This window comes from Alsobacter sp. R-9 (genome assembly GCF_054612375.1).
In genome coordinates this window covers 20,069-43,795 of record NZ_JBTSWJ010000005.1, presented here as the reverse complement: position 1 = coordinate 43,795, position 23,727 = coordinate 20,069, and the positions used below count along the sequence as shown (strand labels likewise).

Genomic DNA, 23,727 nt, shown 5'->3' with positions numbered 1-23,727 from the left:
GACCCGGGGCCTCAGGCGGCGTGGGAGGTGGACGGCGTTTCCATCAGCACGGCGTAGAGCGCGTCCGCGGTCTCGGCGGCGCGCAGCTTCTGCGTGATGGACGTGTCGCGCAGGACCCTTGCCACGCGGGCGAGGGCCTTGAGGTGGTCGGCGCCTGCCGATTCGGGCGCGATCAGCACGAAGACGAGGTCGACGGGCTCGCCGTCGAGCGCCTCGAAGTCGATCGCCTTGTCGAGCTTCGCGAACACCCCGAAGAGCTTGGGCACCCGTGCAAGCTTGCCGTGCGGGATGGCGATGCCGTGCCCGATGCCGGTCGAACCCAGGCGCTCGCGCTGCAGCAGCGTATCGAAGATCTCCCGCTCGGGCAGGCCCGAGACGGCCGCAGCCCTTTCGGCGAGTTCCTGCAGCGCCTGCTTCTTCGAGTTGACCTTCAGGCCGGCGACGACCGCGTCCTGGGTCAGGAAATCGGAAAGGGGCATGGTCAGGTCACATCTTGCTCGCGGGCGTCGTCGGCCCTGCATGAAGCGGGCCAGAGTCCGGGGCGTCGCATGGGCTAAAGGGTGTCACCGGCGAGCGCCGGCGGGTCGATCCAGCCGATGTTTCCGTCGCTTCGGCGGTAGACGATGTTCATGCGCCCTGAGCCGGCGTGGCGGAACATCAGGAGCGGAGCCCCGGTGAGGTCGAGATCCTGGACCGCCTCGCTGACCGAGAGCGTCTTCATGCTCTTCTTGGTCTCGGCGATGACGATCGGATGGAATTCACCCTCGGGCTCCTCGACCTCATGGTCCGGCGCCTGGATGACGTAGGAGGGGACCTCCATCGCCGTGCCCGCGCCGTTGGTGCCCGATGCGTGGTCCTTCAGGCGGCGCTTGTAGCGGCGCAGCCGCTTCTCCAGCCGCTCCGCGGCCCTGTCCGAGCTCTGGTAGGCATCGTGCGACGAGGCGTCGGCCTGCAGCGTCACGCCCGACGAGAGGTGAAGCGTGCAGTCCGTCCGAAACCCGGTGCCCTCGCGCTCCACGATCACGTGGCCGCTGAAGCCGCCGTCGAAGTACTTCTGGACCGCCCCGGACACGCGGGCAACGACCTGCGCGCGCAGGGCTTCCCCGATGTCGAGGTTCTTTCCCGAGACTCGCAAAGGCATGGTCAGCTCCGGGACCGGCGGGAGTTCGGTCGCGTTCGTCGTCTCCCGACGACACCCCGTCCTCGCCCCCCTGTCGGAAAGACCTAAGGACGGCTCACGGGGAAGTCAATGCGGGCTCGTCCGAGGGGTCAGCCGCGCGCCGCCGCAAGGGCGGTTTTCTCCCGCCGGCGCTCGACGGACGAAGGAATTCTTAACCCTTCCCGGTACTTGGCGACCGTGCGTCGGGCGATGTCGATGCCGGCGTCGCGCAGCTTCTGCACGATGGCATCGTCCGAAAGCACGTCCTCGGCGCTCTCGGCGTCGATCATCTGCTTGATCCGGTGGCGCACGGACTCCGCCGAATGCGCGTCGCCGCCCCGCGTGCCGGCGATGGCGGCGGTGAAGAAGTACTTCATCTCGAACACGCCACGCGGCGTCGCTACGTACTTGTTCGAGGTGACGCGCGACACGGTCGATTCGTGCATGCCGATGGCATCCGCGACCGTCCGCAGGTTCAGCGGCCGCAGGTGTTCCACGCCGAGCGTGAGAAAACCGTCCTGCTGCCGGACGATCTCCGTCGCCACCTTGAGGATGGTCTTTGCCCGCTGCTCCAGGCTGCGCGTGAGCCAGTTGGCCGTCTGCAGGCAGTCCGTGATGTAGGTCTTTTCCGGCTCGTTGCGCGCCGCCTTCGACACCGTGGCGAGATAAGTCTGGTTGATCAGCACACGCGGCAGCACGTCGGAGTTGAGTTCGACGACCCACCCGCCGTCGCTGCCGGCGCGGACATAGACATCCGGCACCACCGGCTGGATCGGCGTCCCCCCGAAGCGGAGGCCGGGCTTGGGGTCCAGGCGGCGGATCTCCGCCACCATGTCGGCGAGGTCCTCGTCGTCGACGCCGCAGACGCGCTTCAGGCCGGTGAAGTCACGCCGGGCCAGAAGGTCGAGATGCGCGACGAGCTGGGCCATGGCGGGGTCGAACCGGTCCGCCTCCCGCAACTGGATTGCGAGGCACTCCTTCAGGTTCCGGGCGCCGATGCCGCTCGGTTCGAAGGTATGGATGATACCGAGCACGCGCTCGACCCGCTCCAGCGGCACGCCGAGGCGCTCTGCAACCGGTTGCAGTGGCTCCGTGAGGTAGCCGGCTTCGTCGATCAGGTCGATCAGCGTCTGGCCGATCAGCCGCTCGGCGGGGTCCGTGGTCGCCACCGCGAGCTGCTCGGCGAGCATGTCCTGCATCGACAGCTGCGCCGCGACGTAGGCCTCGAGGCTGACGTCCTCGTCCCCGTCGCGCGGCGCGCCACCGACACCGGACCAGCTGCCGGACGACAGGCCGAGTCCCTCCGCCGCGGGCTTCGCCTCGGCGGGTGTCGGCGCCCTGTCATCGGGGAAGACGTTGCCGAGGTCGGTGTCGAGCCGCCCCTCGATGGTCCCCCGGTCGGGCGCCATGTCCTGTTGAAGCCAGTCCCCCGAGCGCACGGGTTCGTCGGCGCTCTCCCGTCCCGTGTCCTCGCGCGGCTCGCCGCCCGCCTCGCCACCCGGATCGTCGGCGCGTTCCAGCAGCGGATTGCGCTCGAGCTCGGCCTCGACGTAGTTCATGAGCTCGAGGCTGGAGAACTGCAGCAGCTTGATGGCCTGCAGCAGCTGCGGCGTCATCACCAGGGATTGCCCCTGCCGAAGCTCCAGCCGCTGCGAAAATCTCATACGCCTCACGCCCCGCCGCCGGACGGACGCGGTCCGGCATGAAAATTGCCTGCGGTGAAGTCATAGCCCGGATGCGCCGGCGGGTCAAAGCCGGCAGGCCGCGGGTCAGAGGCGGAAGTCCTCGCCCAGATACAGGCGGCGCACGTCGGGGCTGGCGATGATCTCGTCGGGCGTGCCTTCCATCAGCACGCGTCCCGAGTGGATGATGTAGGCCCGATCGATGAGGCCGAGCGTCTCGCGGACATTGTGGTCGGTGATCAGCACGCCGATGCCGCGGCCGGTGAGGTGGCGCACCAGAGCCTGGATGTCGCCCACCGCGATCGGGTCGATGCCGGCGAACGGCTCGTCGAGCAGCATGAAGGACGGACGCCCCGCCAGCGCCCGGGCGATCTCGCAGCGCCGCCGCTCGCCGCCCGACAGCGCGATGGACGGCGACTTGCGCAGCCGCTTGATGTCGAACTCCTCGAGCAGCGCGTCGAGTTCCGACTCGCGCCGGGCCTTGTCCGGCTCCACCACCTCGAGGACGGCGCGGATGTTGTCCTCGACGTTGAGGCCGCGGAAGATCGAGGCCTCCTGCGGCAGGTAGCCGATCCCGAGCCGCGCGCGGCGGTACATCGGCAGGGCCGTGATGTCGTTCCCGTCGAGGTGGATCCGGCCCCGGTCGGCGGCGACGAGCCCGGTGATCATGTAGAAGATGGTGGTCTTGCCCGCGCCGTTGGGGCCGAGGAGGCCGACTGCCTCGCCGTTGCGCACCATCAGCCCGGCGTCCTGCACGACGGCCCGGCCGCGATAGCTCTTGGCGAGCCCCTCGACCAGCAACGTCCCGCGCCCGTCCCACTCCTGGGGGGCGTAGGCTGCCGGGGCACCGGCCGGGTGTTGCTCGAAGGGGTCGTGTCGCAAGGTGGGCCGCGATCAGGGGCGAAATGGACGCACCCTCCTATCCGAGCTTGGCACGCGCCGCAATCGCACGGCGGTTGCACGTCCGCGCACGCTGGCGTGATGCGTAATAGGCCGGATGGCCGCGCGGTCCGGCCTTCAGCAAGGCTGCGGTGATCCCCGTCCGAGCCGCAGCCGGCGCGGGTGTTCCGGGCCGTGCTCGCCAAACCGAAGGGCTTCATCGTCGCCGCGGGGCCGTTCGCCCCGAAAGTGGCGGTTGCGGCCGGGGGGGCGCGACTGCCGTCGTGACAGCGGCTCTGGCGATCGGAGCCGCCGGGCCTGTGGAGGCCTTGGGCGCAGTGCTGCGACATGCGCCCGCGACCCGCTGGACGCCAGGCCCGTCGAGCGGACGGGCGCCGTGGCCCTCGCGGGCTTCGCCGCGCTGCTGACCGGGTCGGCCTTCGTTTAGGCGGGCGTCGTAACGGGACATAAAGAGTTCTTTATGTCTTTATTGCTCCTCGCCCGGCGGCCTGCTATAGACCGCGCCGACCACGGAGCAAGGAAGGCTCGAGCCCATGACCCAGCATTTCAACGACTACCGCGTCGCCGATATCGGCCTCGCCGAGTGGGGCCGCAAGGAGATCGCCATCGCCGAGACCGAGATGCCGGGCCTCATGGCGACGCGCGCCGAGTACGGGCCTGCCCAGCCTCTCAAGGGCGCCCGCATCGCCGGCTCGCTGCACATGACCATCCAGACGGCCGTGCTCATCGAGACGCTGAAGGCGCTCGGCGCCGACGTCCGCTGGGCATCGTGCAACATCTATTCCACGCAGGACCACGCCGCCGCCGCGATCGCGGCCGCCGGCACGCCCGTCTTCGCCATCAAGGGCGAGAGCCTCGAGGACTACTGGGACTACACCCACCGCATCTTCGAGTGGGGTGACGGCGGCACGCCGAACATGATCCTCGACGACGGCGGCGACGCCACGCTCCTCATCCACCTGGGCATCCGCGCCGAGAACGGCGACACCGCGTTCCTCGACGGCGCCACCAACGAGGAGGAGGAGATCCTCTTCGCCGCGATCAAGAAGCGCCTGAAGAGCAACCCGGGCTGGTACACGCGCAACGGCACGGCCATTAAGGGCGTGACCGAGGAGACGACGACGGGCGTGCATCGCCTCTACGTCATGGAAAAGGAGGGCAAGCTCCTCTTCCCGGCGATCAACGTCAACGACAGCGTCACCAAGTCGAAGTTTGACAACCTCTACGGCTGCCGCGAGTCGCTCGTGGACGGCATCCGCCGCGGCACGGACGTCATGATGGCCGGCAAGGTCGCCATGGTCGCGGGCTTCGGCGACGTCGGCAAGGGCTCGGCCGCCTCGCTGCGCAACGCCGGCTGCCGCGTGATGGTGTCGGAGATCGACCCGATCTGCGCCCTGCAGGCCGCCATGGAGGGCTACGAGGTGACGACGATGGAGGACGCCGCTCCGCGCGCCGACATCTTCGTGACCGCCACGGGCAACGTCGACGTCATCACCGTCGACCACATGCGCGAAATGAAGGACCGGGCGATCGTCTGCAACATCGGCCACTTCGACAGCGAGATCCAGATCTCGTCGCTGAAGAACTTCAAGTGGCACAACGTGAAGCCGCAGGTCGACGAGGTCGAGTTCCCCGACGGCAAGCGGATCATCGTGCTCTCCGAGGGCCGCCTCGTGAACCTCGGCAACGCGACCGGCCACCCGTCCTTCGTGATGTCGGCGTCGTTCACCAACCAGACGCTGGCGCAGATCGAGCTGTGGACCAAGCAGGGCCAGTACGACCGCAAGGTCTACACGCTGCCCAAGCACCTCGACGAGAAGGTCGCGGCGCTGCACCTCGCCAAGATCGGCGTGAAGCTCACCAAGCTCAGCGACAAGCAGGCGACCTACCTCGGCCTCCCCGAGCAGGGTCCTTACAAGCCGGACCACTACCGCTACTGAGCCGGGTCCTATCCACGGAACAAAAGGAAAGGGCGGCCGCGAGGCCGCCCTTTCTGCATTCCGGGGCCGGAGCCGGCAGGGGTCACTTGCCCGTCTTCACCCGCGTCCAGAGCCGGGTGATCTGCTTCTGCAGCTTGTCGTCCGGCGACGTGTTGGTGAAGAGCCGCTTCAGCACGGCGTCGTTGGGGTAGATGCCGGGGTTGTTGAGGATCTCCGGCTTGACGTTGGCCCGCGACGCGGCGTTGCCGTTGGCGTAGTTCACGAAATTCGTGTTCCGCGCCGCGATGTCGGGCCGCATCATGAAGTCGATGAAGGCGTAGGCGTTGTCCTTGTTGGGCGCGTCCGACGGGATCACCATCGAGTCGAACCACATCAGCGCGCCCTCCTTCGGGATGGCGTAGGCCACCTCGACGCCGTTCTTCGCCTCGTCGGCGCGCTTTTTCGCCTGCAGCACGTCGCCCGAGTAGCCGATCACGAGGCACGCGTCCCCGTTGGCCAGCGCATTGATGTACTCGGAGGAGTGGAACTTGCGCACAGAGCCGCGGATCTTCATCAGCGCGTCCGCGGCCTTCTGGTAGTCGGCCGGCGTCTTGCTGTCCGGGTTCAGGTTCAGCGCCCGCAGGATGCCGGGGAACAGGTCCTCCGGCGAATCCAGCATCATCACGCCGCAGTCCTTGAACTTGCTGATGATCTCCGGCTTGAGGATCACCTCCCAGCTGTCGATCGCGCGGTCACCGAGCCGCTCCTTGGCCTTGGCGACGTTGTAGCCGATGCCGGTCGTTCCCCACATGTAGTTGACGGCGTGGGCGTTGCCGGGGTCGAACACCTTCAGCCGCTCGGCGATCTCCGGCCACTGGTTCTTCAGGTTCGGCAGCTTGGCACGGTCGAGCTTCTGGAACACCCCCGCAGCCACCATGCGCTGCAGGAACGGGCCGGACGGCACCACCACGTCGTAGCCGGACTTGCCGGCCATCATCTTCGTCTCGACGATCTCGTTGTTGTCGTAGGTGTCGTAGACGACCTTGATGCCCGTCTCCTTGGTGAAGTCCTCCAGCACCGTGGGGTCGACATAGTCCGTCCAGTTGTAGACGTTGACGACCTTCTCCTGCGCGTGGGCGGTCGCGCCCAAGGCCAGCGCCATCGTGAGCGCCAGTACGGCGGTATGCTTCATCATGGTCTCCGGTCAGGATTCGCGGGGCGGAACGAAACCGGCACGCTAAGGCCTGCCCGGGGGGCGTCAAGCCGCTTTTCGAGCGGCGCTCTCCAGCCGGGCGAGGGCCCCGTCCAGTACCTCGTCGCGCTTGGCGAAGCAGAAGCGCACGACGCTGCGAACGGCGTCCTGCGCGTAGAACGCCGAGACCGGGATTGCAGCCACGCCGTGCTCGCGCACGAGCCGCTCGCAGAAGGCCACGTCGTCGGTCTCGCCGAGGGGCGCGAGGTCGACGTTGAGGAAGTAGGTGCCGGCGCTCGGCAGCACGCTGAACCCGCGCTCCACGAGGCCCGCCGTGAAGCGGTCGCGGCTGCGCTCCAGCGCCTGCCGCATGCCGGAGAAGTAGGCGTCGTCCTTGCCAAGGCCGTAGGCGACGGCCGCCTGCAGGTTGGGCGGCGTCGTGAAGGTGATGAACTGGTGCGCCTTCGCGAGCACCCGCATCAGCTGCGGCGCGGCGCAGACGAAGCCCACCTTCCAGCCGGTGAGCGAAAAGATCTTGCCCGCCGAGCCCACCTTCACGCAGCGCTCGCGCATCCCGGGGACGGCGAGCATGGAGACGTGCCGGCGCCCGTCGAACACGACGTGCTCCCACACCTCGTCGCACAGCGCGACGGCGTCGTGGCGCTCACAGAAGCGGGCCAGCAAAGCGAGGTCCTCGGTCGGCGCGACGCTGCCGGCCGGGTTCAGGGGATTGTTGAGCAGCACCACCCGCGTGCGGTCGGAGAACGCCTCAGCCAGCATGTCCTCGGTGAAGCGCCACGACGGCGGCTGCAACCGGACGAGGCGGGGCACGCCGCCGGCCCGCAGCACGAGCGGCAGGTAGGCGTCGTACATCGGCTGGAACAGCACCACCTCGTCGCCGGGGCGGATCAGAGCCATCAGTGCGCCGGCGAGGGCCTCGGTGGCGCCGGAGGTGACCATCACCTCGCTCTCCCAGTCGAGCGGCACGCCCTGGTGGCGGTCGTAGTGAGCGGCGACCGCCTGCCGCAGCTCGGGCAGGCCCATCATCGGCGGGTACTGGTTCCAGCCGTCCATGACGGCCTCTGCCGCCTTGCGCCGGACATCCTCGGGGCCCGGATCGTCGGGGAAGCCCTGGCCGAGGTTGATCGCCCCGGTCTCACGGGCGAGGCGCGACATGACCTCGAACACGGTCGTCGGCAGGTCGGCGAAGATCGGGTTCATCGGGCTCCTCCGGTGTGGTCGCGCTCCTAGCACGAGCCCGGCCCGGCTCCCAAGAGGCTCGACCGGGAGGGCCGGACAGAGCCGACGCCGGAAGCCGCGCTGAATACCCTGATGACAATTGCCGGATAATTGTTCGCTGACGAATGTTGACATTCATCACAATCGGGTATTCGGTACCTTCAGCCTCATCCCGAGACCGTCCCATGACCTCCCGTTTCCCCCGCGCCTCCCTCGGCCTCCTCGGCGTCCTCCTCCTCCCGCTCGCGCTCTCGGCCTGCAACGAGGCAAGGACCGCCCCGTCCGCCACGGAGGCGAAAGAGCGGCCGGTGCTCGTCGCGCCGGTGACGTTCGAGGGGCGCCTCTCCGAACGCACGCTGGTGGGCGTCATCCGCCCCCGCGTCGAGACCGACCTCGGGTTCCGCGTTGCCGGCAAGGTGTCCCGGCGTCTCGTCGAGGTCGGCCAGCCCGTCCGCCAGGGCGACGCGCTCGCCGAGCTCGACACGGCCGACCTCGCCATCCAGCGCGAGCAGGCCGAGGCCGAGTTGCGCGCCGCAACCGGGTCGGTGGTCCAGGCGACGGCCGAGGAGAAGCGCCTCGCCGACCTGCGCACCCGCGGCTGGGCGCCCGATTCCAACTACGACCGGCAGAAGGCGGCGCTCGACGAGGCGATCGGCCGCCGCGACCGCGCCCACCGGGCGCTCGCGCTCGCCGAGAACGCGCTGTCCTACGCCACGCTCCGCGCCGACGCGGACGGCGTCGTCACCGCCGCGTCGATCGAGCCGGGGCAGGTTGTCGCCGCCGGCCAGGCGGCGATCCGGGTCGCCCACGATGGCGAGCGCGAGGCGCTCGTCGCCGTCCCGGAGGCCTACGTCGAGAGGGTCGCCGGCGCGCAGGCTCGCGTCACGCTGTGGTCGGACGAGGGGCGGTCCTATCCGGCCGCCCTGCGCGAGCTCTCTCCCGTCGCCGACCCGGCCACGCGCACCTACGCGGCACGCTTCACGGTCCGCGACGCCGGCCCGGCCCTGAAGCTCGGCATGACGGCCACCGTGACGCTGTCCGAGCCAGGCAAGGCCAAGGTGGCCCGCCTGCCGCTCTCGGCCCTCTACAACCAGGGACAGGGCCCCTCGCTCTGGGTCGTGGACAAGGCGACCGGTGCCGTCGTGCTGCGGCCGGTCGAGGTCGCCGGCCAGGATGGCCGCGACGTCCTCGTTGCGTCCGGGGTGAAGGAGGGCGAGCTGGTGGTCGCGCTCGGCGTCCACAAGATCGACCCCGGCGCCCGCGTGCGCGTCGTCTCCGCCATCGGCCTGTGAGGAGACGCGCCATGCGCCGCTTCAACCTGTCCGCGTGGGCCGTCGCCCACCCCGCGCTCGTCGTCTTCATGATGCTCGCCATCGCGGTGGGCGGCATCGTCTCCTACCGCGGCCTCGGCCGTGCGGAGGACCCGTCCTTCACCATCAAGGTGGCCATCGTCACGGCGGTGTGGCCGGGCGCCACCGCGCGGGAGATGCAGGAGCAGGTCGCGGATACGATCGAGAAGAAGCTGCAGGAGCTGCCCTATTTCGAACGCGTGCAGACCTACACCAAGCCCTCCTTCACGGCGATGCAGGTCGTCTTCCGCGACAACACGCCAGCCGGGCAGGTGCCATACCTCTTCTACGTGCTGCGCAAGAAGCTGACCGACATCCGCCCGCAGCTGCCGTCGGGCCTGATCGGTCCGAACGTCAACGACGAGTACGGCGACGTCGACAGCGTACTCTACATGGTCACCGCCGACGGGGCCGACTACGCCCAGCTGAAGAGCGTGGCCGAGGCGATGCGGCAGGACCTGCTCAAGGTCCCCGACGTCATCAAGGTCAACCTCTACGGCGCGCAGGACGAGAAGATCTTCGTCGAGTTCAGCCACGCCAAGCTTGCGACGCTCGGCATCAACCCCCAGCAGCTGTTCGACAGCCTCGCCCGCCAGAACGCCGTCACGGCCGCCGGCGTGGTGGAGACCGACGCCCAGCGCATCGCGCTGCGGGTCTCGGGCGCGCTCGACGGCGTCCGCGCGGTGGCCGAGACGCCGGTCGAGGCCGGCGGGCGCGTGTTTCGGCTGGGCGACGTCGCCACCGTCTCGCGCGGGTTCAAGGACCCGCCGGAGTTCCTCGTCCGCCAGGAGGGCAAGCCGGCCATCGCCGTCGGCATCGTCATGGCGCGCGGCGGCAACCTCACGCAGCTCGGCGCCGATCTCGACGCCCGCCTCGCCGCCATCAAGGCCAAGCTGCCGGCCGGCGTCGACATCACCCAGGTGGCCGACCAGCCGCTGGTGGTCGAGAAGGCGATCTCGGAGTTCGTGAAGTCCTTCGTCGAGGCGCTGGCGATCGTGCTGTTCGTCAGCTTCCTGTCGCTCGGCTGGCGCACGGGCATCGTCGTGGCGCTGTCGGTGCCGCTGGTGCTGGCGATGGTGTTCATCGTCATGAACGCCATGGGCCTCGACCTGCACCGCATCACGCTCGGCGCCCTCATCATCGCGCTCGGCCTGCTCGTCGACGACGCCATCATCGCGGTCGAGATGATGGTGGTGAAGATGGAGCAGGGCTACGACCGCGTCCGCGCCGCGTCCTTCGCCTGGGACCACACGGCCTTCCCCATGCTCACCGGCACGCTGGTGACGGCTGCCGGGTTCCTGCCCGTCGGCTTCGCCGCTTCCTCCGTCGGCGAATACACCAACGGCATCTTCTGGGTGGTGTCCCTCGCGCTGATCGCCTCGTGGATCGTCGCGGTCGTCTTCACCCCGTTCATCGGCGTGAAGCTGCTGCCGGACTTCCGCAAGGCCGGCGCCGGCCATGTGGACCCGCACGCCGTCTACGACACGCGGCTCTACCGCGGGCTGCGCCACGTCATCACCTGGTGCGTGCGCCACCGCGTCGTCGTGGTGCTGACCACGATCGCCATCACGGCCGGCGCGATCGGGGCCTTTGGCCGGGTGCAGCAGCAGTTCTTCCCGCTCTCCGAGCGTCCGGAACTGTTCTTCCAGATGCGGCTGCCGGAGGGGTCCTCCATTACCGCCACGACGGCGACGGCGAAGAAGGCCGAGGCCCTGCTCGCCGGCGATGCCGACGCGGCCACGTGGACGACCTACATCGGCCAGGGCTCGCCGCGCTTCTGGCTCGGCCTCAACCCGCAGCTGCCGAACGAGGCCTTCGCCGAGATCGTCATCGTGGCGAAGGACGTCGAGGCGCGCGAGCGGCTGAAGGCGCGGATCGAGAAGGCCGTCTCGGACGGTGCCCTCGCCGAGGCCCGCGTCCGCGTCGACCGCTTCAACTTCGGCCCGCCCGTCGGCTTCCCGGTGCAGTTCCGCATCGTCGGACCCGATCCCGCCGTCGTCCGGGCCGAAGCCTACAAGGTGCGCGATGTCATGCGCGCCGATCCGAAGGTCATCGACCCGCACCTCGACTGGAACGAACTCACGCCCTCCGTGCGGCTCGAGCTCGACCAGGACCGCATCCGCGCGCTCGGCCTCACGCCGCAGGACGTGGCGCAGACGCTGCAGACGCTGATCTCGGGCGTGCCCGTGACAACGGTCCGCGACGGCACCGAGAAGGTCGAGGTCATCGCCCGGGCCCGCAAGGAGGAGCGGCTGGACCTCGGCCGTATCGAGGACCTCACGGTCCTGTCCCGCAACGGCGTCCCCGTCCCGCTCGGGCAGGTTGCCAAGGTGCGCTTCGAGCACGAGGAGCCGATCCTGTGGCGGCGCAGCCGCGACATGTCGATCACCATCCGCGGCGACGTCGTCGACGGCGTGCAGCCGCCGGACGTGACGAACGCCCTGTGGCCGAAGCTCGCGTCGATCCGCGAGGCCCTGCCGGCCGGCTACCGCATGGAGATCGGCGGCGCCATCGAGGAGTCGGTCAAGGCCAACGCGTCGATCTTCAAGCTCTTCCCGCTGATGCTCATCGTCATGCTGACCATCCTCATGGTGCAGCTGCAGAGCTTCTCGCGGCTGGTGCTCGTCATCCTCACGGCGCCGCTGGGGATCGTCGGCGCCTCGCTCGGCCTGAACCTCGCCAACAAGCCCTTCGGCTTCGTGGCATTGCTCGGCCTCATCGCGCTCGCGGGGATGATCATGCGCAACACGGTCATCCTCGTCGACCAGATCGAGGCCGACGTCGCCGGCGGTCTGTCGCGACGCGAGGCGATCATCGAGGCGACGGTGCGGCGTGCGCGGCCGGTCGTGCTCACGGCGCTCGCGGCCATCCTGGCCATGGTGCCGCTGTCGACGTCGGCCTTCTGGGGCCCGATGGCGACCACCATCATGGGCGGCCTGTTCGTGGCCACCTTCCTGACGCTGCTCTTCCTGCCCGGCCTCTACGCGCTCTGGTTCCGCAAGTCGCTGGACCGCGCCCCCGCCGCGGCAGGGCCGCAGCCCGAGGCCCCTGCGGGCGAGGACCCTCCCCTGTCCCTCGCCCGGCCCGCCCCGCCGCTCCTCGCGGCGGAGTGACGGGCTCCGTTGAACCGGCATCGCCTTCGTGCGATGCCGGTTCAATGGACCCGGCCCACGCTTCCGTCTCCTGCCGCACCGTGCTCGTCCTCGGCGGCGCCCGCTCGGGGAAATCCCGCTTCGCGCAGGAACTCGCCGAAGGTTCGGGCCGCCGACGCGTCATCGTCGCCACTGCGACCGCCGGCGACGACGAGATGGCGGCGCGCATTGCGCGTCACCGGTCGGACCGGGAGGGGAGGGGGTGGAGCGTCGTCGAGGAGCCGCTCCGGCTCGCGGACGCCATCTGTGCCCACGCGGCACCCGACGCCGTTGTGCTCGTCGACTGCCTGACCCTCTGGCTTGCGAACCTCATGCTGGACGAAAGCCCTCCGATCGGCGCGGAGCACGCGCTCGCTCAGGCGGTGGTCGGCGCCGCCGGACCGGTCGTGCTGGTGTCGAACGAGGTGGGGCTGGGGCTCGTGCCCGAGACGCCCCTCGGCCGCGACTTCCGCGACCGCCAGGGGCGGCTGAACCAGGCGATGGCCGGAATCTGCGACGCCGCGGTCTTCCTCGCCGCCGGGCTGCCGCTCCCGCTCAAGCCTGCGGGGCGGCTGCCGGTCCTCGGCTGAGCGAGACGCTCAGCGCGGAGCCCGCTTGGCGAGGATGCGCTGCAGGGTGCGCCGGTGCATGGCGAGCCGGCGCGCCGTCTCGGAGACGTTGCGGCCGCACAGTTCGTAGACGCGCTGGATGTGCTCCCACCGTACCCGGTCCGCCGACATCGGGTTTTCCGGCGGCATCGGCCGTTTCTCGGCCGTGGCCTGCAGGGCGGAGTCGATCTCGTCCGCGTCGGCAGGCTTGGCGAGGTAGTCGTATGCGCCGAGCTTCACGGCCGTGACCGCGGTCGCGATGTTGCCATAGCCGGTCAGGATGATTCCGCGCGCTTCGGGCCGCACCTCGTTCAGCCGGGTCAGCAGGTCGAGGCCGTTGCCGTCGCCGAGGCGCATGTCGATCACGGCGAAGGCCGGCGCGGCGCGCGCGATGCAGGCGAGGCCGTCGTCGACCGATTCGGCCGTCACGACCGTGTAGCCGCGCGCCTCCATGGCGCGAGCGAGCCGCGTCAGGAAAGGCTTGTCGTCGTCGACGATCAGCAGGGAGCGGTCCATGGCAGCTTCGGCAGCGGCTCTCGTATCGGGGGATACGGTGTCGAGCATCTGATGTCCTCCGGACGTCATACGCAGCGACCGAGACGCCGGTTCACCTGCTGGATCCTTATCTAGAGCTCTGCCATGGCTGCGCGATTACCCTGTGGCAGAACGCCGCGCTCGAAGGTGCCGCGCGGCCAGGACACCTCGACGCGCGCCCCGCCGGAGGGCGCGTTGCCGAAGACCAGCGTGGCGCCCGAGCGCTCCAGCAGGGACTTGGCAATGAAAAGCCCCAGCCCCATGCCGTCCCCGGCGGAGCTCTTGGCCCGCCGGCGCCCGCGGCCCGTCAGGTAGGGCTCGCCGATGCGCGCCAGCACCTCCGAGGAGAAGCCTGGCCCGTCGTCGACGATCTCGACGCGCACCTGCGCCTTGTCGCAGTGGGCGGTGATGGTGACGCCGTTGAGGGCGAAGTCGACGGCGTTCTCGATGAGGTTGCCGAGCCCGTAGATCACCCCCGGGTTGCGGCGGCAGGCAGGCTCGGGGTCCGTGCCCGACACGCTGACAGCGATATCGACGTCGAAGGGCCGATGTGGCCCGGCCACCTCCTCGAGCAGGTGGCTGATCGTCATCGTCTCCAGCGGCCCGGCGGCTTCGTTGCCCAGCGAGGTGAGCTTGCCGAGGATCCCGCGGCAGCGCTCCACCTGCTGGCGCAGGAGGGCAATGTCCTCGGCCATAGGCCCCTCCTTGGGGCCGTTGCGCGCCAGTTCCTTGGCGACGAGCGCGATGGTGGCGAGCGGCGTGCCGAGCTCGTGCGCGGCGGCGGCGGCGAGCCCGTCGAGCTGCGACAGGTGCTGCTCGCGCGCCAGCACGAACTCCGTGGCAGTGAGCGCCTGCGCCAGCTCCCGGGCCTCTTCCGTGACGCGCCAGGCATAGACGCCGAGGAAGGCGACGCCGAGCAGGATGGCGAGCCAGACCCCGAACCGGTAGGTGGCCGGAAGGTCGATCGGCTCGGCCGCCGACCACGGCAGCGGCAGCGACCAGAGCGCGAGAACGGTGGCACCCGCGACCGCCAGCACGCCCAGCGCGACCGTCCGCCACGGGGGCAGGGCCGCCGCCGAGATCATCACCGGCGCCAGGAACATCATCGAGAACGGATTGGCGAGGCCCCCCGTCAGCCCGAGCAGCGCCGTGAGCTGCAGGATGTCGAAGGCGAGGAGGCCGGTGGCCGCCGTGTCCCGGAGCCGCAGGCCCACGGGAAACCACAGCGTCAGCCCGGCGTTCACCACCGCTGCGAGCAGGATGACCGCGAGGCATGCGACGAGGGGAACGGGGAAGCCCAGGCCGAAATGGACCGCGAGCACCGCGAGCGTCTGTCCCCCGATGGCCATCCAGCGCAGGCGCACGAGCGTCCCGAGGCGCAGATAGCTGTCGTTCTCGCTCAGTCCGATGCTTCCCGTATCCGGCATGGTCCGCTAACTAGGGCGGCACGAGGTTCCTGCGAGGACGGCGACGCCGTGCCGCGCCTCCCGCCCCCATTCTTCGTGCACCGGCCGAGCGCTCCGGTCCAGCCATGATCGATTCACCCGCCATCGCCGTCGAGCACCTGCGCAAGGCGTACAGCAAGGCCGTCGCCGTGGACGACGTGTCCTTCACCGTGCCGCGCGGGGGCGTCGTCGGCCTGCTCGGCGGCAACGGCGCCGGCAAGACGACGACCATCGCGATGATCATGGGGCTGGTGCTGCCAACCTCCGGCTCGGCCCGCGTCTTCGGTCACGACATGGCGAGCGACCGGCAGGCCGTTCTGCACCGGATGAACTTCGAGAGCCCCTATGTCGACATGCCGCACCGGTTGACGGTGCGCCAGAACCTCACGGTGTTCGGACGCCTCTACGGCGTGCCCCGGCTGAAGGAGAAGATCGCGCAGCTGGCGGACGACCTCGACCTCTCAGCCATCCTCGACCGCCCGTCCGGCCAGCTCTCCGCCGGGCAGAAGACGCGCGTCGCGCTGGCAAAGTCGCTGGTCAACGACCCGGAGTTGCTGCTCCTCGACGAGCCCACGGCCTCGCTCGATCCCGACACCGCGGACTGGGTGCGTTCCCACCTCGAGCAGTACCGGCGCGAGCGCAACGCCGCGATCCTGCTCGCCTCGCACAACATGGCCGAGGTCGAGCGCCTCTGCGACCACGTCATCATCATGAAGGCCGGCCGCATCGCCGACGCGGGCGTTCCGGCGGAACTGCTCGCGCGCTACGGCCGCGAGACGCTCGAGGATGTCTTCCTCGACGTCGCCCGCAACCGCGGCGTCCATGCGCGGGAGGCGTCGTGAGCGTGTCCGTGCAGCCGCCGCCCGCGCGGTCGTTCTCGGCGATGCGGGTCTACGCCCTCGTCACCCGCTACATGTACCTGCTGCGCTCGTCCTGGCCGCGGCTGCTGGAACTCGTCTACTGGCCGACCGTGCAGATGGTCACCTGGGGCTTCCTGCAGGTCTATGTCGGTCAGAGCGCCAACCCGATGGTGTTCGGCGCCGGCGCCTTCATCGGGGCGATGATTCTGTGGGACGTGCTGTTCCGCAGCCAACTCGGCTTCTCCATGTCGTTCCTGGAGGAGATGTGGTCCCGCAACATGGGCAACCTGCTCATGAGCCCGTTGCGGCCCATCGAGTTCCTGCTGGCGCTCGTGGTGATGAGCCTCGTGCGCCTCGTCATCGGGCTGGGGCCGGTCACGGTGCTGGCGATGGCCTTCTTCGGCTTCAACGTCTACGCGCTCGGCCTCGGGCTCGCAGCGTTCTTCGTCAACCTCGTCCTGACGGGCTGGGCCGTCGGGATCGTCGTATCCGGCATCGTCCTGCGCAACGGCATGGGTGCCGAGGGGCTGGCCTGGACCGTGATGTTCCTGATGCTGCCGCTCGGCTGCGTCTACTATCCGGTCACGGTGCTGCCGGGATGGATGCAGGTCCTTGCATGGTGCCTTCCACCCACCTACGTATTCGAGGGCCTGCGGGCGCTCCTCATCGAGCGGACCCTGCGCCTCGACCTGATGGTCCAGGCCTTCGCCATCAACGCCGTCCTGCTCGTGGCGGCCGTCGCCTGCTTCCTGTGGCTCGTGCAGGACGCCCGCCGGAAAGGCTCGCTCCTCCAGCAGGGTGAATGAGCCGTTTACGTTTCGGGCGCAGTCTGGGCCAGGAACCGGCTTGTTCGTCACCTCATTGCAACATGAGCGCCTTTGGTGGGGCTTCTTTCACCTTCGGCGAATTGTATGAAGGGGGCGAGACGTTAAGCTCCGGCTCCTGTCGCTTCGGCGGCACCCGCCGAGGTTGGGAGTAAAGTCGATGCAGTTGCCCTACTACATGTGGTACGAGGCCGCCCACGCGCTGCTGGCGCCGGCGCGGGCGTTCGCCGACTCCACGCGGGTCTTCTACGCCAATCCGCTGAACCCGATCTCGACGACGTCCTTCGCCCGCTCGGTGACGGCGGGCTGCGAGCTCTTCGAGCGCGCCACGCGCCGCTACGGCAAGCCGGCCTTCGACCTCCCGACGACGCTCGTCGACGGCGAGCGCGTCGACGTGATCGAGCGCGTCGTGTGGGAACGCCCCTTCTGCAAGCTCATCCATTTCGACCGGGCGCTCGGCGAGATGCGCACGCGCCAGCCGAAGCTGCTGATCGTCGCGCCGATGTCCGGCCACTACGCCACGCTGCTGCGCGGCACGGTCGAGGCCTTCCTGCCGACCCACGAGGTGTTCATCACCGACTGGGTGGACGCCCGCCTCGTGCCGGTGAGCCAGGGTGGCTTCGACCTCGACGACTACATCGACTACGTCATCGCCATGCTGCGCCTGCTCGGCCCGGACGTGCACGTCATGGCCGTGTGCCAGCCGTCGGTGCCCGTCATCGCGGCCATCGCCCGCATGGAAGATGAGGACGATCCGCGCACCCCGCGCTCGATGACGCTGATGGGCGGCCCGATCGACACCCGCCGGAGCCCGACGCAGGTGAACCTTCTCGCCGAGAAGCGCGGCATCGACTGGTTCCGCCGCCACTGCATCGTCAAGGTGCCGCTGCCCAACCCCGGCTTCCTGCGCGACGTCTATCCCGGCTTCCTGCAGCTCGCGGGCTTCATGGCCATGAACATCGACCGCCACCTCGAGGCGCACGGCGAGATGTTCAAGCACCTCGTCGAGGGGGACGGCGATTCGGCCGAAAAGCACCGCGACTTTTACGACGAGTATCTCGCCGTCATGGACCTGACGGCCGAGTTCTACCTGCAGACGGTCGACACGGTGTTCGTCAAGCACCAGTTGCCGAAGGGCGAGATGATGCACCGCGACCGCAAGGTCGATCTCTCCGCCATCCGCCGCTGCGGCCTCATGACCGTCGAGGGCGAGAAGGACGACATCTCCGGCGTCGGCCAGACCGAGGCCGCCCATGCGCTGTGTCCGAACATCCCGGACAGCCGCCGCGCCCATTGGTTGCAGCCGAAGGTCGGCCACTACGGCGTCTTCAACGGCTCGCGGTTCCGCGCCGAGATCGCCCCGCGCATCGCCGACTTCATCGCCAACTGCGAGTCGGATGCCCGGCGCGCGCCGGCCGAGGCCAAGGGCGGTTCCGTGGTCCGCCTCACCGGCCGGAAGATGGCCGGCAAGAACGTCGACTGATCGTCATCGCCGGATCGGCCCGTTTCGATCGGGACGCCCGGCCGCGAGGCCGGGCGTTTCCGCTTCAGGCGTTCAGGCCGCCGGCATGGCCGTCTCGACGAGCTTCGCCCAGTAGCTGACGCCGACGGGGATGACGGAGTCGTCGAAGTCGTAGGCCGGGTGGTGCAGGTTGGCCGTCGCCCCGTTGCCGATGAACACGAACGCGCCGGGCCGCGCCTCGAGCATGAACGAGAAGTCCTCGGCGCCCATCACCGGCTTCACGTCGGTGTTCACGGCCTCGGCCCCGGAGACGGACGCGGCGATGGAGGCGGCGAACGACGTCTGCGCGTCGTGGTTGCAGGTCGGCGGATAGCCGCGGACGTACTCGAGCGTCGCCGTGGCGCCGTGCAGGGCCGCGACGCCGGTCACGATCTCCTGCATGCGCTTCTCGATCTGGTCCTGCACCTCCGGCCGGAAGGTGCGCACCGTGCCGCGCAGTTCGGCCGTCTGCGGCAGCACGTTGAAGGCATCGCCGGCGCGGAAATACGTCGTCGAGACGACCGCCGAATCGAGCGGGTCGACATTGCGGGCCACGATCGTCTGCAGCGCCTGCACGATCTGGCTGCCGACAACCACCGTGTCGATGGAGTGGTGCGGATGGGCCGCATGGCCGCCGCGCCCCTCGATCACGATGCTGAAGCGGTCCGCAGCGGCCAGCAACGGGCCGGGGCGGGTGGCGAAGTGGCCGACGGGAAGGCCCGGCATGTTGTGCATGCCGTAGACCTCCTGCACGCCGAAGCGGTCCATCATGCCGTCCTCGACCATCGCCTTGCCGCCGCCGCCGCCCTCCTCGGCCGGCTGGAAGATGACGACCGCCGTGCCGGCGAAGTTGCGCGTTTCGGCGAGGTAGCGCGCCGCGCCCAGCAGCATGGCCGTGTGCCCGTCGTGGCCGCAGGCGTGCATCTTGCCGGGCACCGTGGAGCTCCACTGCTTGCCGCTCGCCTCCTCGATCGGCAGGGCGTCCATGTCCGCGCGCAGGCCGATCACCTTGTCGCCGGGAAGCCGGCCCTTGATCACGCCGACGACGCCGGTGCGCCCGATGCCCGTCACAACCTCGTCGCACCCGAAAGCCCGCAGTTTCTCCGCGACGATCCCCGCCGTGCGGTGCACGTCGTAGTCGAGCTCGGGATGCAGGTGGAAATCGCGTCGCCAGGCCGCGACCTCATCGGCGAAGGCGGCGATGCTGTTGATGACGGGCATTGGGGTACCTCTGGGTCTGAAACGGACGCCCGCGAGGGCGCCGCCGGGGAGCAAACCGGAACCGGACCGGTCGGTCAACGCGGCTCAGAGGCCGAACGATGTCCGAAGGGCCTCGAGGTCGGCGAGCGCGATGTTGGAGCCGCACAGGATGACGCCGACCTCGGCGTCGGCCGGCAGCTGGTCGACGTGGCGGGCCAGGGCAGAGACGGTGCAGCTGGCGGCGGGTTCGCAGAGCACCTTCTCCGTCTGCAGGAGCCAGACGAGGTCAGCCACCGCCTCGCGATCCGTGACCACCATCACCCTGTCGAGGTGCTGGCGGGCGCCCTCCAGCGTCCTCTGCGTCACGAAGGGCGCGCCGAGCGTGCGGGCAATGGAGGTGGGCTTGATCGTCACCGGCTGGCCGGCGGCCAGCGCCTGCGTCATCGTCTCGGCGCCTTCGGTCTCAACGCCGATTACCCGTGCGGAAGGGTTGCGGTCGCGGATCGCCGCCGCGACCCCTGTCGAGAACCCGCCGCCGCCGATCGACACGAAGACGTGGGACAGCGCCGGAACGTCCTCGACGAACTCGAGCCCGACCGTGCCGTTGCCGGCGATGATGACCGGGTCGTCATAGGCGTGGAGGTTCGTCCGCCCGGCGCCGGCGAGGGCCTCGGCCTTCGCGAAGGCTTCGGCGGCGCTGTCCGCCAGCTCGACCGTGGCTCCGTGCCGGCGCGTCTCGTCGACGTTGAAGGCGGGTGTCACCCGCGGCATCATGATCAGGGCGTCGACGCCGAAGGCCGCCGCGCCGCGCGCCACTGCGATGGCGTGGTTCCCGCCCGACACGGCGACGACGCCGTTCCTCCGCTCCTGCTCGGACATCGACAGCAGCTTGGCTGCAACGCCCCGGGCCTTGAACGAGCCGCCGACCTGCAGGCACTCGAGCTTCACGTGCACGCGGCGGCCGAAGCGTTCCGACAGGGCCGGGCTCAGCCACGCGGGCGTGCGGCGGACATGGCTGCGGATGCGCGGGAGGGTGGCCTCGATCTGGGAGCCGGTGACGTCGAACATGTGGGAATGGCCTTGACGCGGAGCCGAAACGGCGGAATGCCGCACATCTCCGCCGTGCGTGAGGGGATTGTCAATCAACGGCGGGCCATCAACTGTGGCGCTAGACGACGCCCTCCTCGCGGCGGTCGTTGCATGATCGGAGTTGTCGATGTCCTGGACCACGAGGGAGCTTCTGGCGAGGCTCGTGGCGTTTCCCACCGTGTCGAGCGAATCGAACCTCGACTGCGTCGCCTTCATCCGGGACTACCTCGCCTCGCACGGCGTCGAGAGTCGGTTGGTGCCGAGCCCGGATGGCCGCAAGGCCAACCTCTTCGCCACCGTCGGGCCGATGGTCGAGGGCGGCGTCGTCCTCTCCGGCCACACCGACGTCGTTCCGGTCGAGGGCCAGGCGTGGTCGAGCGACCCCTTCACGCTGACCGAGCGGGACGGGCGGCTCTACGGCCGCGGGACCTGCGACATGAAGGGCTTCGACGCGCTGATGCTCGCGGCGGTGCCCGTGATGCTGAAGGCCGGGCTCAAGCGCCCGGTGCATCTCGCTCTCTCGTACGACGAGGAGGTGGGCTGCCAGGGCGCCCCGCCCATGGTGGAGGAGATGAAGCAGGCCATTCCGACCCCTTCCGCCGTGATCGTGGGAGAGCCCTCCGGGATGAAGGCCGTGACCGGCCACAAGGGCTCGGTCTCTTGGTTCACCGTCGTGCGCGGGCATACCGTCCACTCGAGCCGGATCGACCTCGGCGTCAGCGCGGTCATGACCGCGGCACGCCTCGTGACATGGCTCGACGACGCCATGGCGGCGAATCGCGCGGCGGCGGATCCCGCGAATGGCTTCGAGCCTCCCTATACCACGCTCCACTGCGGCATGATCCAGGGCGGCACCGCCACGAACATCGTGTCCGCGGAGTGCCGCTTCGTCACCGAGGTCCGAGCCATCCCCACCGAGGACCCATGGGACTACCGGCGGCGATTCGAGGCCTTCGTCCGCGAGACGATCGAGCCGCGGATGCAGGCCATCGCGCCCGAGACCGGCGTCGAGATCGTGCACCGGGCGGCGGTCCGCGGACTCCTGCCCGAGCCGGACGGCGCGGCGGAAGCCCTGGTGCGCCGGCTGACGGGCGACAACGGGGCCATGGTCGTGTCCTACGGCACGGAGGCCGGGATCTTCCAGGGGGCCGGATGGTCGTCGATCGTGTGCGGCCCCGGGGACATCGCACAGGCCCACCAGGCCGACGAGTTCATCGAGATCGAACAGCTCGTCGCCGGCGAACGGTTCATGGACCGGCTCGTTCGCGAGCTCGCCGCTTGAACTTCATTCACGCTGCGGCAAATCCCGCTGGACCGGCGACAGCCGGCGTGTCTAGACTTTCGTAAGGTCGAACGCTGAAAATGCGTCGAAAATCAACGCCGGGACCGGGTGTTTTGGCTGTGCCGAAATCCGAGACCCGCAGGTCGGAGGGGAAGTGACGATGATGATCAGGAAGACGGTCCTGGCCGTCGCGGCGGCCGTGGCACTGCTCGCGGTGCCGGCGAGCGCCAAGACGTTCCGATTCGCGTTCCAGGGTGACTACAAGTCGCTGGACCCGTACACGCTGAACGAGACGTTCACGCTCGCCATGCACGGCGCGGTGTACGAGGGCCTGACGAAGCGCGGTCCCAAGCTCGAGATCATCCCCGGCCTCGCCGAACGCTGGGAGATCGTGGAGCCGACGCGCTGGCGCTTCTTCCTGCGCAAGGGCGTGAAGTTCCAGAACGGCGAGGACTTCACCGCCGACGACGTCGTGTTCTCGGCCGACCGCGTGCGGGCCACCGGCTCAAACATGACGACGCGCATTCCGAGCGATGCGAAGTTCGTCAAGGTCGACGACCACACGGTCGACGTCATCCTGTCGTCGCCGAACCCGATCCTGCACTACGAGTGGGATACGTGGTACATCATGTCCAAGAAGTGGGCCGAGGCGAACAACGCCGTGGCGCCCACGCCGCCGAGCGCCACCACGCCCGGCTATGCCGCCCTGAACTCCAACGGCACGGGCCCCTTCAAGCTCGAGAGCCACCAGCCGGGCGTGAAGACCGTCTGGAAGCCCAACGCAGGTTGGTGGGGCAAGCCTGAGCACAACCTGACGGAAGTGATCTTCACCCCGATCGCCTCGGACGCCACGCGCGTCGCGGCGCTGCTGTCGGGCGAGATCGACTGGATGGAGCCGGTGCCGGTGCAGGACGTGGCCCGCGTGAACGCGAGCCCGAACGCCATGGTCATGACCGGGCCCGAGCTGCGCACGATCTTCCTCGGGATGGACCAGCGCAACGCGGAGCTGAAGTACTCCAACGTGAAGGGCAAGAACCCCTTCAAGGATCCGAAGGTCCGGCAGGCCTTCTACCAGGCCATCGACATCAACGCGATCCGCGACCGCGTGATGCGCGGCATGGCGACGCCGTCGGCTCTGATGATCTCCCCGCTGCTCTATTCGCGCTCGGGCGAGTTCAAGCGGTTCCCGTATGACGTCGACGCGGCGAAGAAGCTGCTCGCCGAGGCCGGCTACCCGAACGGTTTCGAGGTCGGCATGGACTGCCCGAACGACCGCTACGTCGCCGACGAGGCGATCTGCCAGGCGGTGGTCGGCATGCTCGCCCGCGCCGGAATCAAGGTGAACCTCAACGCCCAGCCCAAGGCACAGTATTTCGCCAAGGTGCTGGCGCCGAAGTTCGACACCTCGTTCTACCTGCTCGGCTGGACGCCCGGCTCGTTCGACAGCTGGAACATCCTGCAGAACATGTACGGCTGCCGGACCGACGAGGGGAAGGGCCGCGGCGAGTCGAACCTCGGCGGCTACTGCAACCCCGAGGTGGACAAGCTGGCCGACCAGGTTCTCATGGAGAACGACCCCAAGAAGCGCGACGACCTGATCTACCAAGCCTACGACATCGCGCAGAACAAGGACGTCGGCTACATCCCGCTCCACCAGCAGGCCCTGTCCTGGGGCGTGTCGAAGAAGGTCAAGGTCGTCCAGCGCGCGGACAACCAGTTCCTCTTCTACTGGGCGACGAAGGAGTGAGGCTGCCGCGCGCAGCCCGCCATGATGCGATGAAGGGCCCGGTGCAACCGCACCGGGCCTTTCCCT

Annotated in this window: 19 protein-coding genes; 9 read left to right on the top strand and 10 right to left on the bottom strand. The window is 69.1% G+C overall.

Annotated elements, in window-relative coordinates; all coding sequences use genetic code 11:
- Window positions 1–11 precede the first annotated feature (11 nt).
- The 4 genes from ptsN to lptB all read right to left on the bottom strand — a co-directional run bounded on the left by ptsN (window position 12) and on the right by lptB (window position 3,723).
- A complete protein-coding gene (ptsN, locus tag ACX9GQ_RS09835; RefSeq protein ID WP_459629352.1) occupies window positions 12–479 on the bottom strand; it encodes a PTS IIA-like nitrogen regulatory protein PtsN in 468 nt (155 codons plus the stop codon).
- Window positions 480–553: 74 nt separating this feature from the next.
- The gene (gene hpf, locus ACX9GQ_RS09830; protein ID WP_459629351.1) at window positions 554–1,141 is read right to left on the bottom strand and encodes a ribosome hibernation-promoting factor, HPF/YfiA family; all 588 of its coding nucleotides are present in this window, start codon (window positions 1,139–1,141) and stop codon (window positions 554–556) included.
- 128 nt (window positions 1,142–1,269) lie between these two features.
- Entirely contained in the window at window positions 1,270–2,823 is a 1,554-nt protein-coding gene (gene rpoN / locus ACX9GQ_RS09825) for an RNA polymerase factor sigma-54 (protein WP_459629350.1), read from the bottom strand.
- Between the two features lie 105 nt (window positions 2,824–2,928).
- Window positions 2,929–3,723, bottom strand: a complete 795-nt coding sequence (lptB, locus tag ACX9GQ_RS09820) for an LPS export ABC transporter ATP-binding protein (RefSeq protein WP_459629349.1) — start codon at window positions 3,721–3,723, stop codon at window positions 2,929–2,931.
- Window positions 3,724–4,274: 551 nt separating this feature from the next.
- On the opposite strand from lptB, the gene ahcY reads away from it, so the two are divergent.
- On the top strand, window positions 4,275–5,681 hold the full coding sequence (gene ahcY, locus ACX9GQ_RS09815; protein ID WP_459629348.1) for an adenosylhomocysteinase: 1,407 nt from the start codon (window positions 4,275–4,277) through the stop codon (window positions 5,679–5,681).
- 82 nt (window positions 5,682–5,763) lie between these two features.
- Here ahcY and ACX9GQ_RS09810 read toward each other — a convergent pair whose 3' ends face one another.
- The gene (locus tag ACX9GQ_RS09810; RefSeq protein WP_459629347.1) at window positions 5,764–6,852 is read right to left on the bottom strand and encodes a polyamine ABC transporter substrate-binding protein; all 1,089 of its coding nucleotides are present in this window, start codon (window positions 6,850–6,852) and stop codon (window positions 5,764–5,766) included.
- A gap of 66 nt (window positions 6,853–6,918) precedes the next feature.
- On the bottom strand, window positions 6,919–8,073 hold the full coding sequence (locus tag ACX9GQ_RS09805) for an aminotransferase (protein WP_459629346.1): 1,155 nt from the start codon (window positions 8,071–8,073) through the stop codon (window positions 6,919–6,921).
- Between the two features lie 203 nt (window positions 8,074–8,276).
- Here ACX9GQ_RS09805 and ACX9GQ_RS09800 point away from each other — a divergent pair, with 203 nt between their 5' ends.
- The 3 genes from ACX9GQ_RS09800 to cobU are packed head-to-tail and all read left to right on the top strand — an operon-like array spanning window position 8,277 to window position 13,161.
- Window positions 8,277–9,383: an efflux RND transporter periplasmic adaptor subunit gene (locus ACX9GQ_RS09800; protein WP_459629345.1), complete on the top strand. Its 1,107-nt coding sequence runs from the start codon at window positions 8,277–8,279 to the stop codon at window positions 9,381–9,383.
- Between the two features lie 11 nt (window positions 9,384–9,394).
- Window positions 9,395–12,553, top strand: a complete 3,159-nt coding sequence (locus ACX9GQ_RS09795) for an efflux RND transporter permease subunit (protein ID WP_459629344.1) — start codon at window positions 9,395–9,397, stop codon at window positions 12,551–12,553.
- Window positions 12,554–12,597: 44 nt separating this feature from the next.
- Entirely contained in the window at window positions 12,598–13,161 is a 564-nt protein-coding gene (gene cobU / locus ACX9GQ_RS09790; RefSeq protein ID WP_459629343.1) for a bifunctional adenosylcobinamide kinase/adenosylcobinamide-phosphate guanylyltransferase, read from the top strand.
- Window positions 13,162–13,170: 9 nt separating this feature from the next.
- Here the strand turns inward: cobU and ACX9GQ_RS09785 are convergent, their stop codons facing one another.
- Both ACX9GQ_RS09785 and ACX9GQ_RS09780 read right to left on the bottom strand, forming a co-directional pair.
- Window positions 13,171–13,743, bottom strand: coding sequence for an ActR/PrrA/RegA family redox response regulator transcription factor (locus ACX9GQ_RS09785; RefSeq protein ID WP_459629342.1), 573 nt, complete (start codon window positions 13,741–13,743; stop codon window positions 13,171–13,173).
- A gap of 62 nt (window positions 13,744–13,805) precedes the next feature.
- A complete protein-coding gene (locus tag ACX9GQ_RS09780; RefSeq protein WP_459629341.1) occupies window positions 13,806–15,140 on the bottom strand; it encodes an ActS/PrrB/RegB family redox-sensitive histidine kinase in 1,335 nt (444 codons plus the stop codon).
- Window positions 15,141–15,244: 104 nt separating this feature from the next.
- On the opposite strand from ACX9GQ_RS09780, the gene ACX9GQ_RS09775 reads away from it, so the two are divergent.
- From ACX9GQ_RS09775 to ACX9GQ_RS09765, 3 genes are all read left to right on the top strand, one after another.
- Window positions 15,245–16,000 carry an ABC transporter ATP-binding protein gene (locus tag ACX9GQ_RS09775; RefSeq protein WP_459629340.1) on the top strand — a complete coding sequence of 252 codons (756 nt, stop codon included), beginning with the start codon at window positions 15,245–15,247 and terminating at the stop codon, window positions 15,998–16,000.
- Between the two features lie 41 nt (window positions 16,001–16,041).
- Entirely contained in the window at window positions 16,042–16,824 is a 783-nt protein-coding gene (locus ACX9GQ_RS09770) for an ABC transporter permease (protein WP_459629589.1), read from the top strand.
- Between the two features lie 178 nt (window positions 16,825–17,002).
- The gene (locus ACX9GQ_RS09765; protein ID WP_459629339.1) at window positions 17,003–18,325 is read left to right on the top strand and encodes a polyhydroxyalkanoate depolymerase; all 1,323 of its coding nucleotides are present in this window, start codon (window positions 17,003–17,005) and stop codon (window positions 18,323–18,325) included.
- A gap of 72 nt (window positions 18,326–18,397) precedes the next feature.
- On the opposite strand, the gene ACX9GQ_RS09760 is transcribed toward ACX9GQ_RS09765, so the two are convergent.
- Both ACX9GQ_RS09760 and ACX9GQ_RS09755 read right to left on the bottom strand, forming a co-directional pair.
- Entirely contained in the window at window positions 18,398–19,564 is a 1,167-nt protein-coding gene (locus tag ACX9GQ_RS09760; protein WP_459629338.1) for a M20 aminoacylase family protein, read from the bottom strand.
- An 84-nt stretch (window positions 19,565–19,648) separates the two neighbouring features.
- On the bottom strand, window positions 19,649–20,611 hold the full coding sequence (locus ACX9GQ_RS09755) for a threonine ammonia-lyase (RefSeq protein ID WP_459629337.1): 963 nt from the start codon (window positions 20,609–20,611) through the stop codon (window positions 19,649–19,651).
- 148 nt (window positions 20,612–20,759) lie between these two features.
- Here ACX9GQ_RS09755 and argE point away from each other — a divergent pair, with 148 nt between their 5' ends.
- Complete coding sequence (argE, locus tag ACX9GQ_RS09750; protein WP_459629336.1) at window positions 20,760–21,914, top strand: acetylornithine deacetylase; 1,155 nt, start codon at window positions 20,760–20,762, stop codon at window positions 21,912–21,914.
- 163 nt (window positions 21,915–22,077) lie between these two features.
- A complete protein-coding gene (locus tag ACX9GQ_RS09745) occupies window positions 22,078–23,661 on the top strand; it encodes an ABC transporter substrate-binding protein (RefSeq protein WP_459629588.1) in 1,584 nt (527 codons plus the stop codon).
- The last annotated feature ends 66 nt before the right edge of the window (window positions 23,662–23,727 follow it).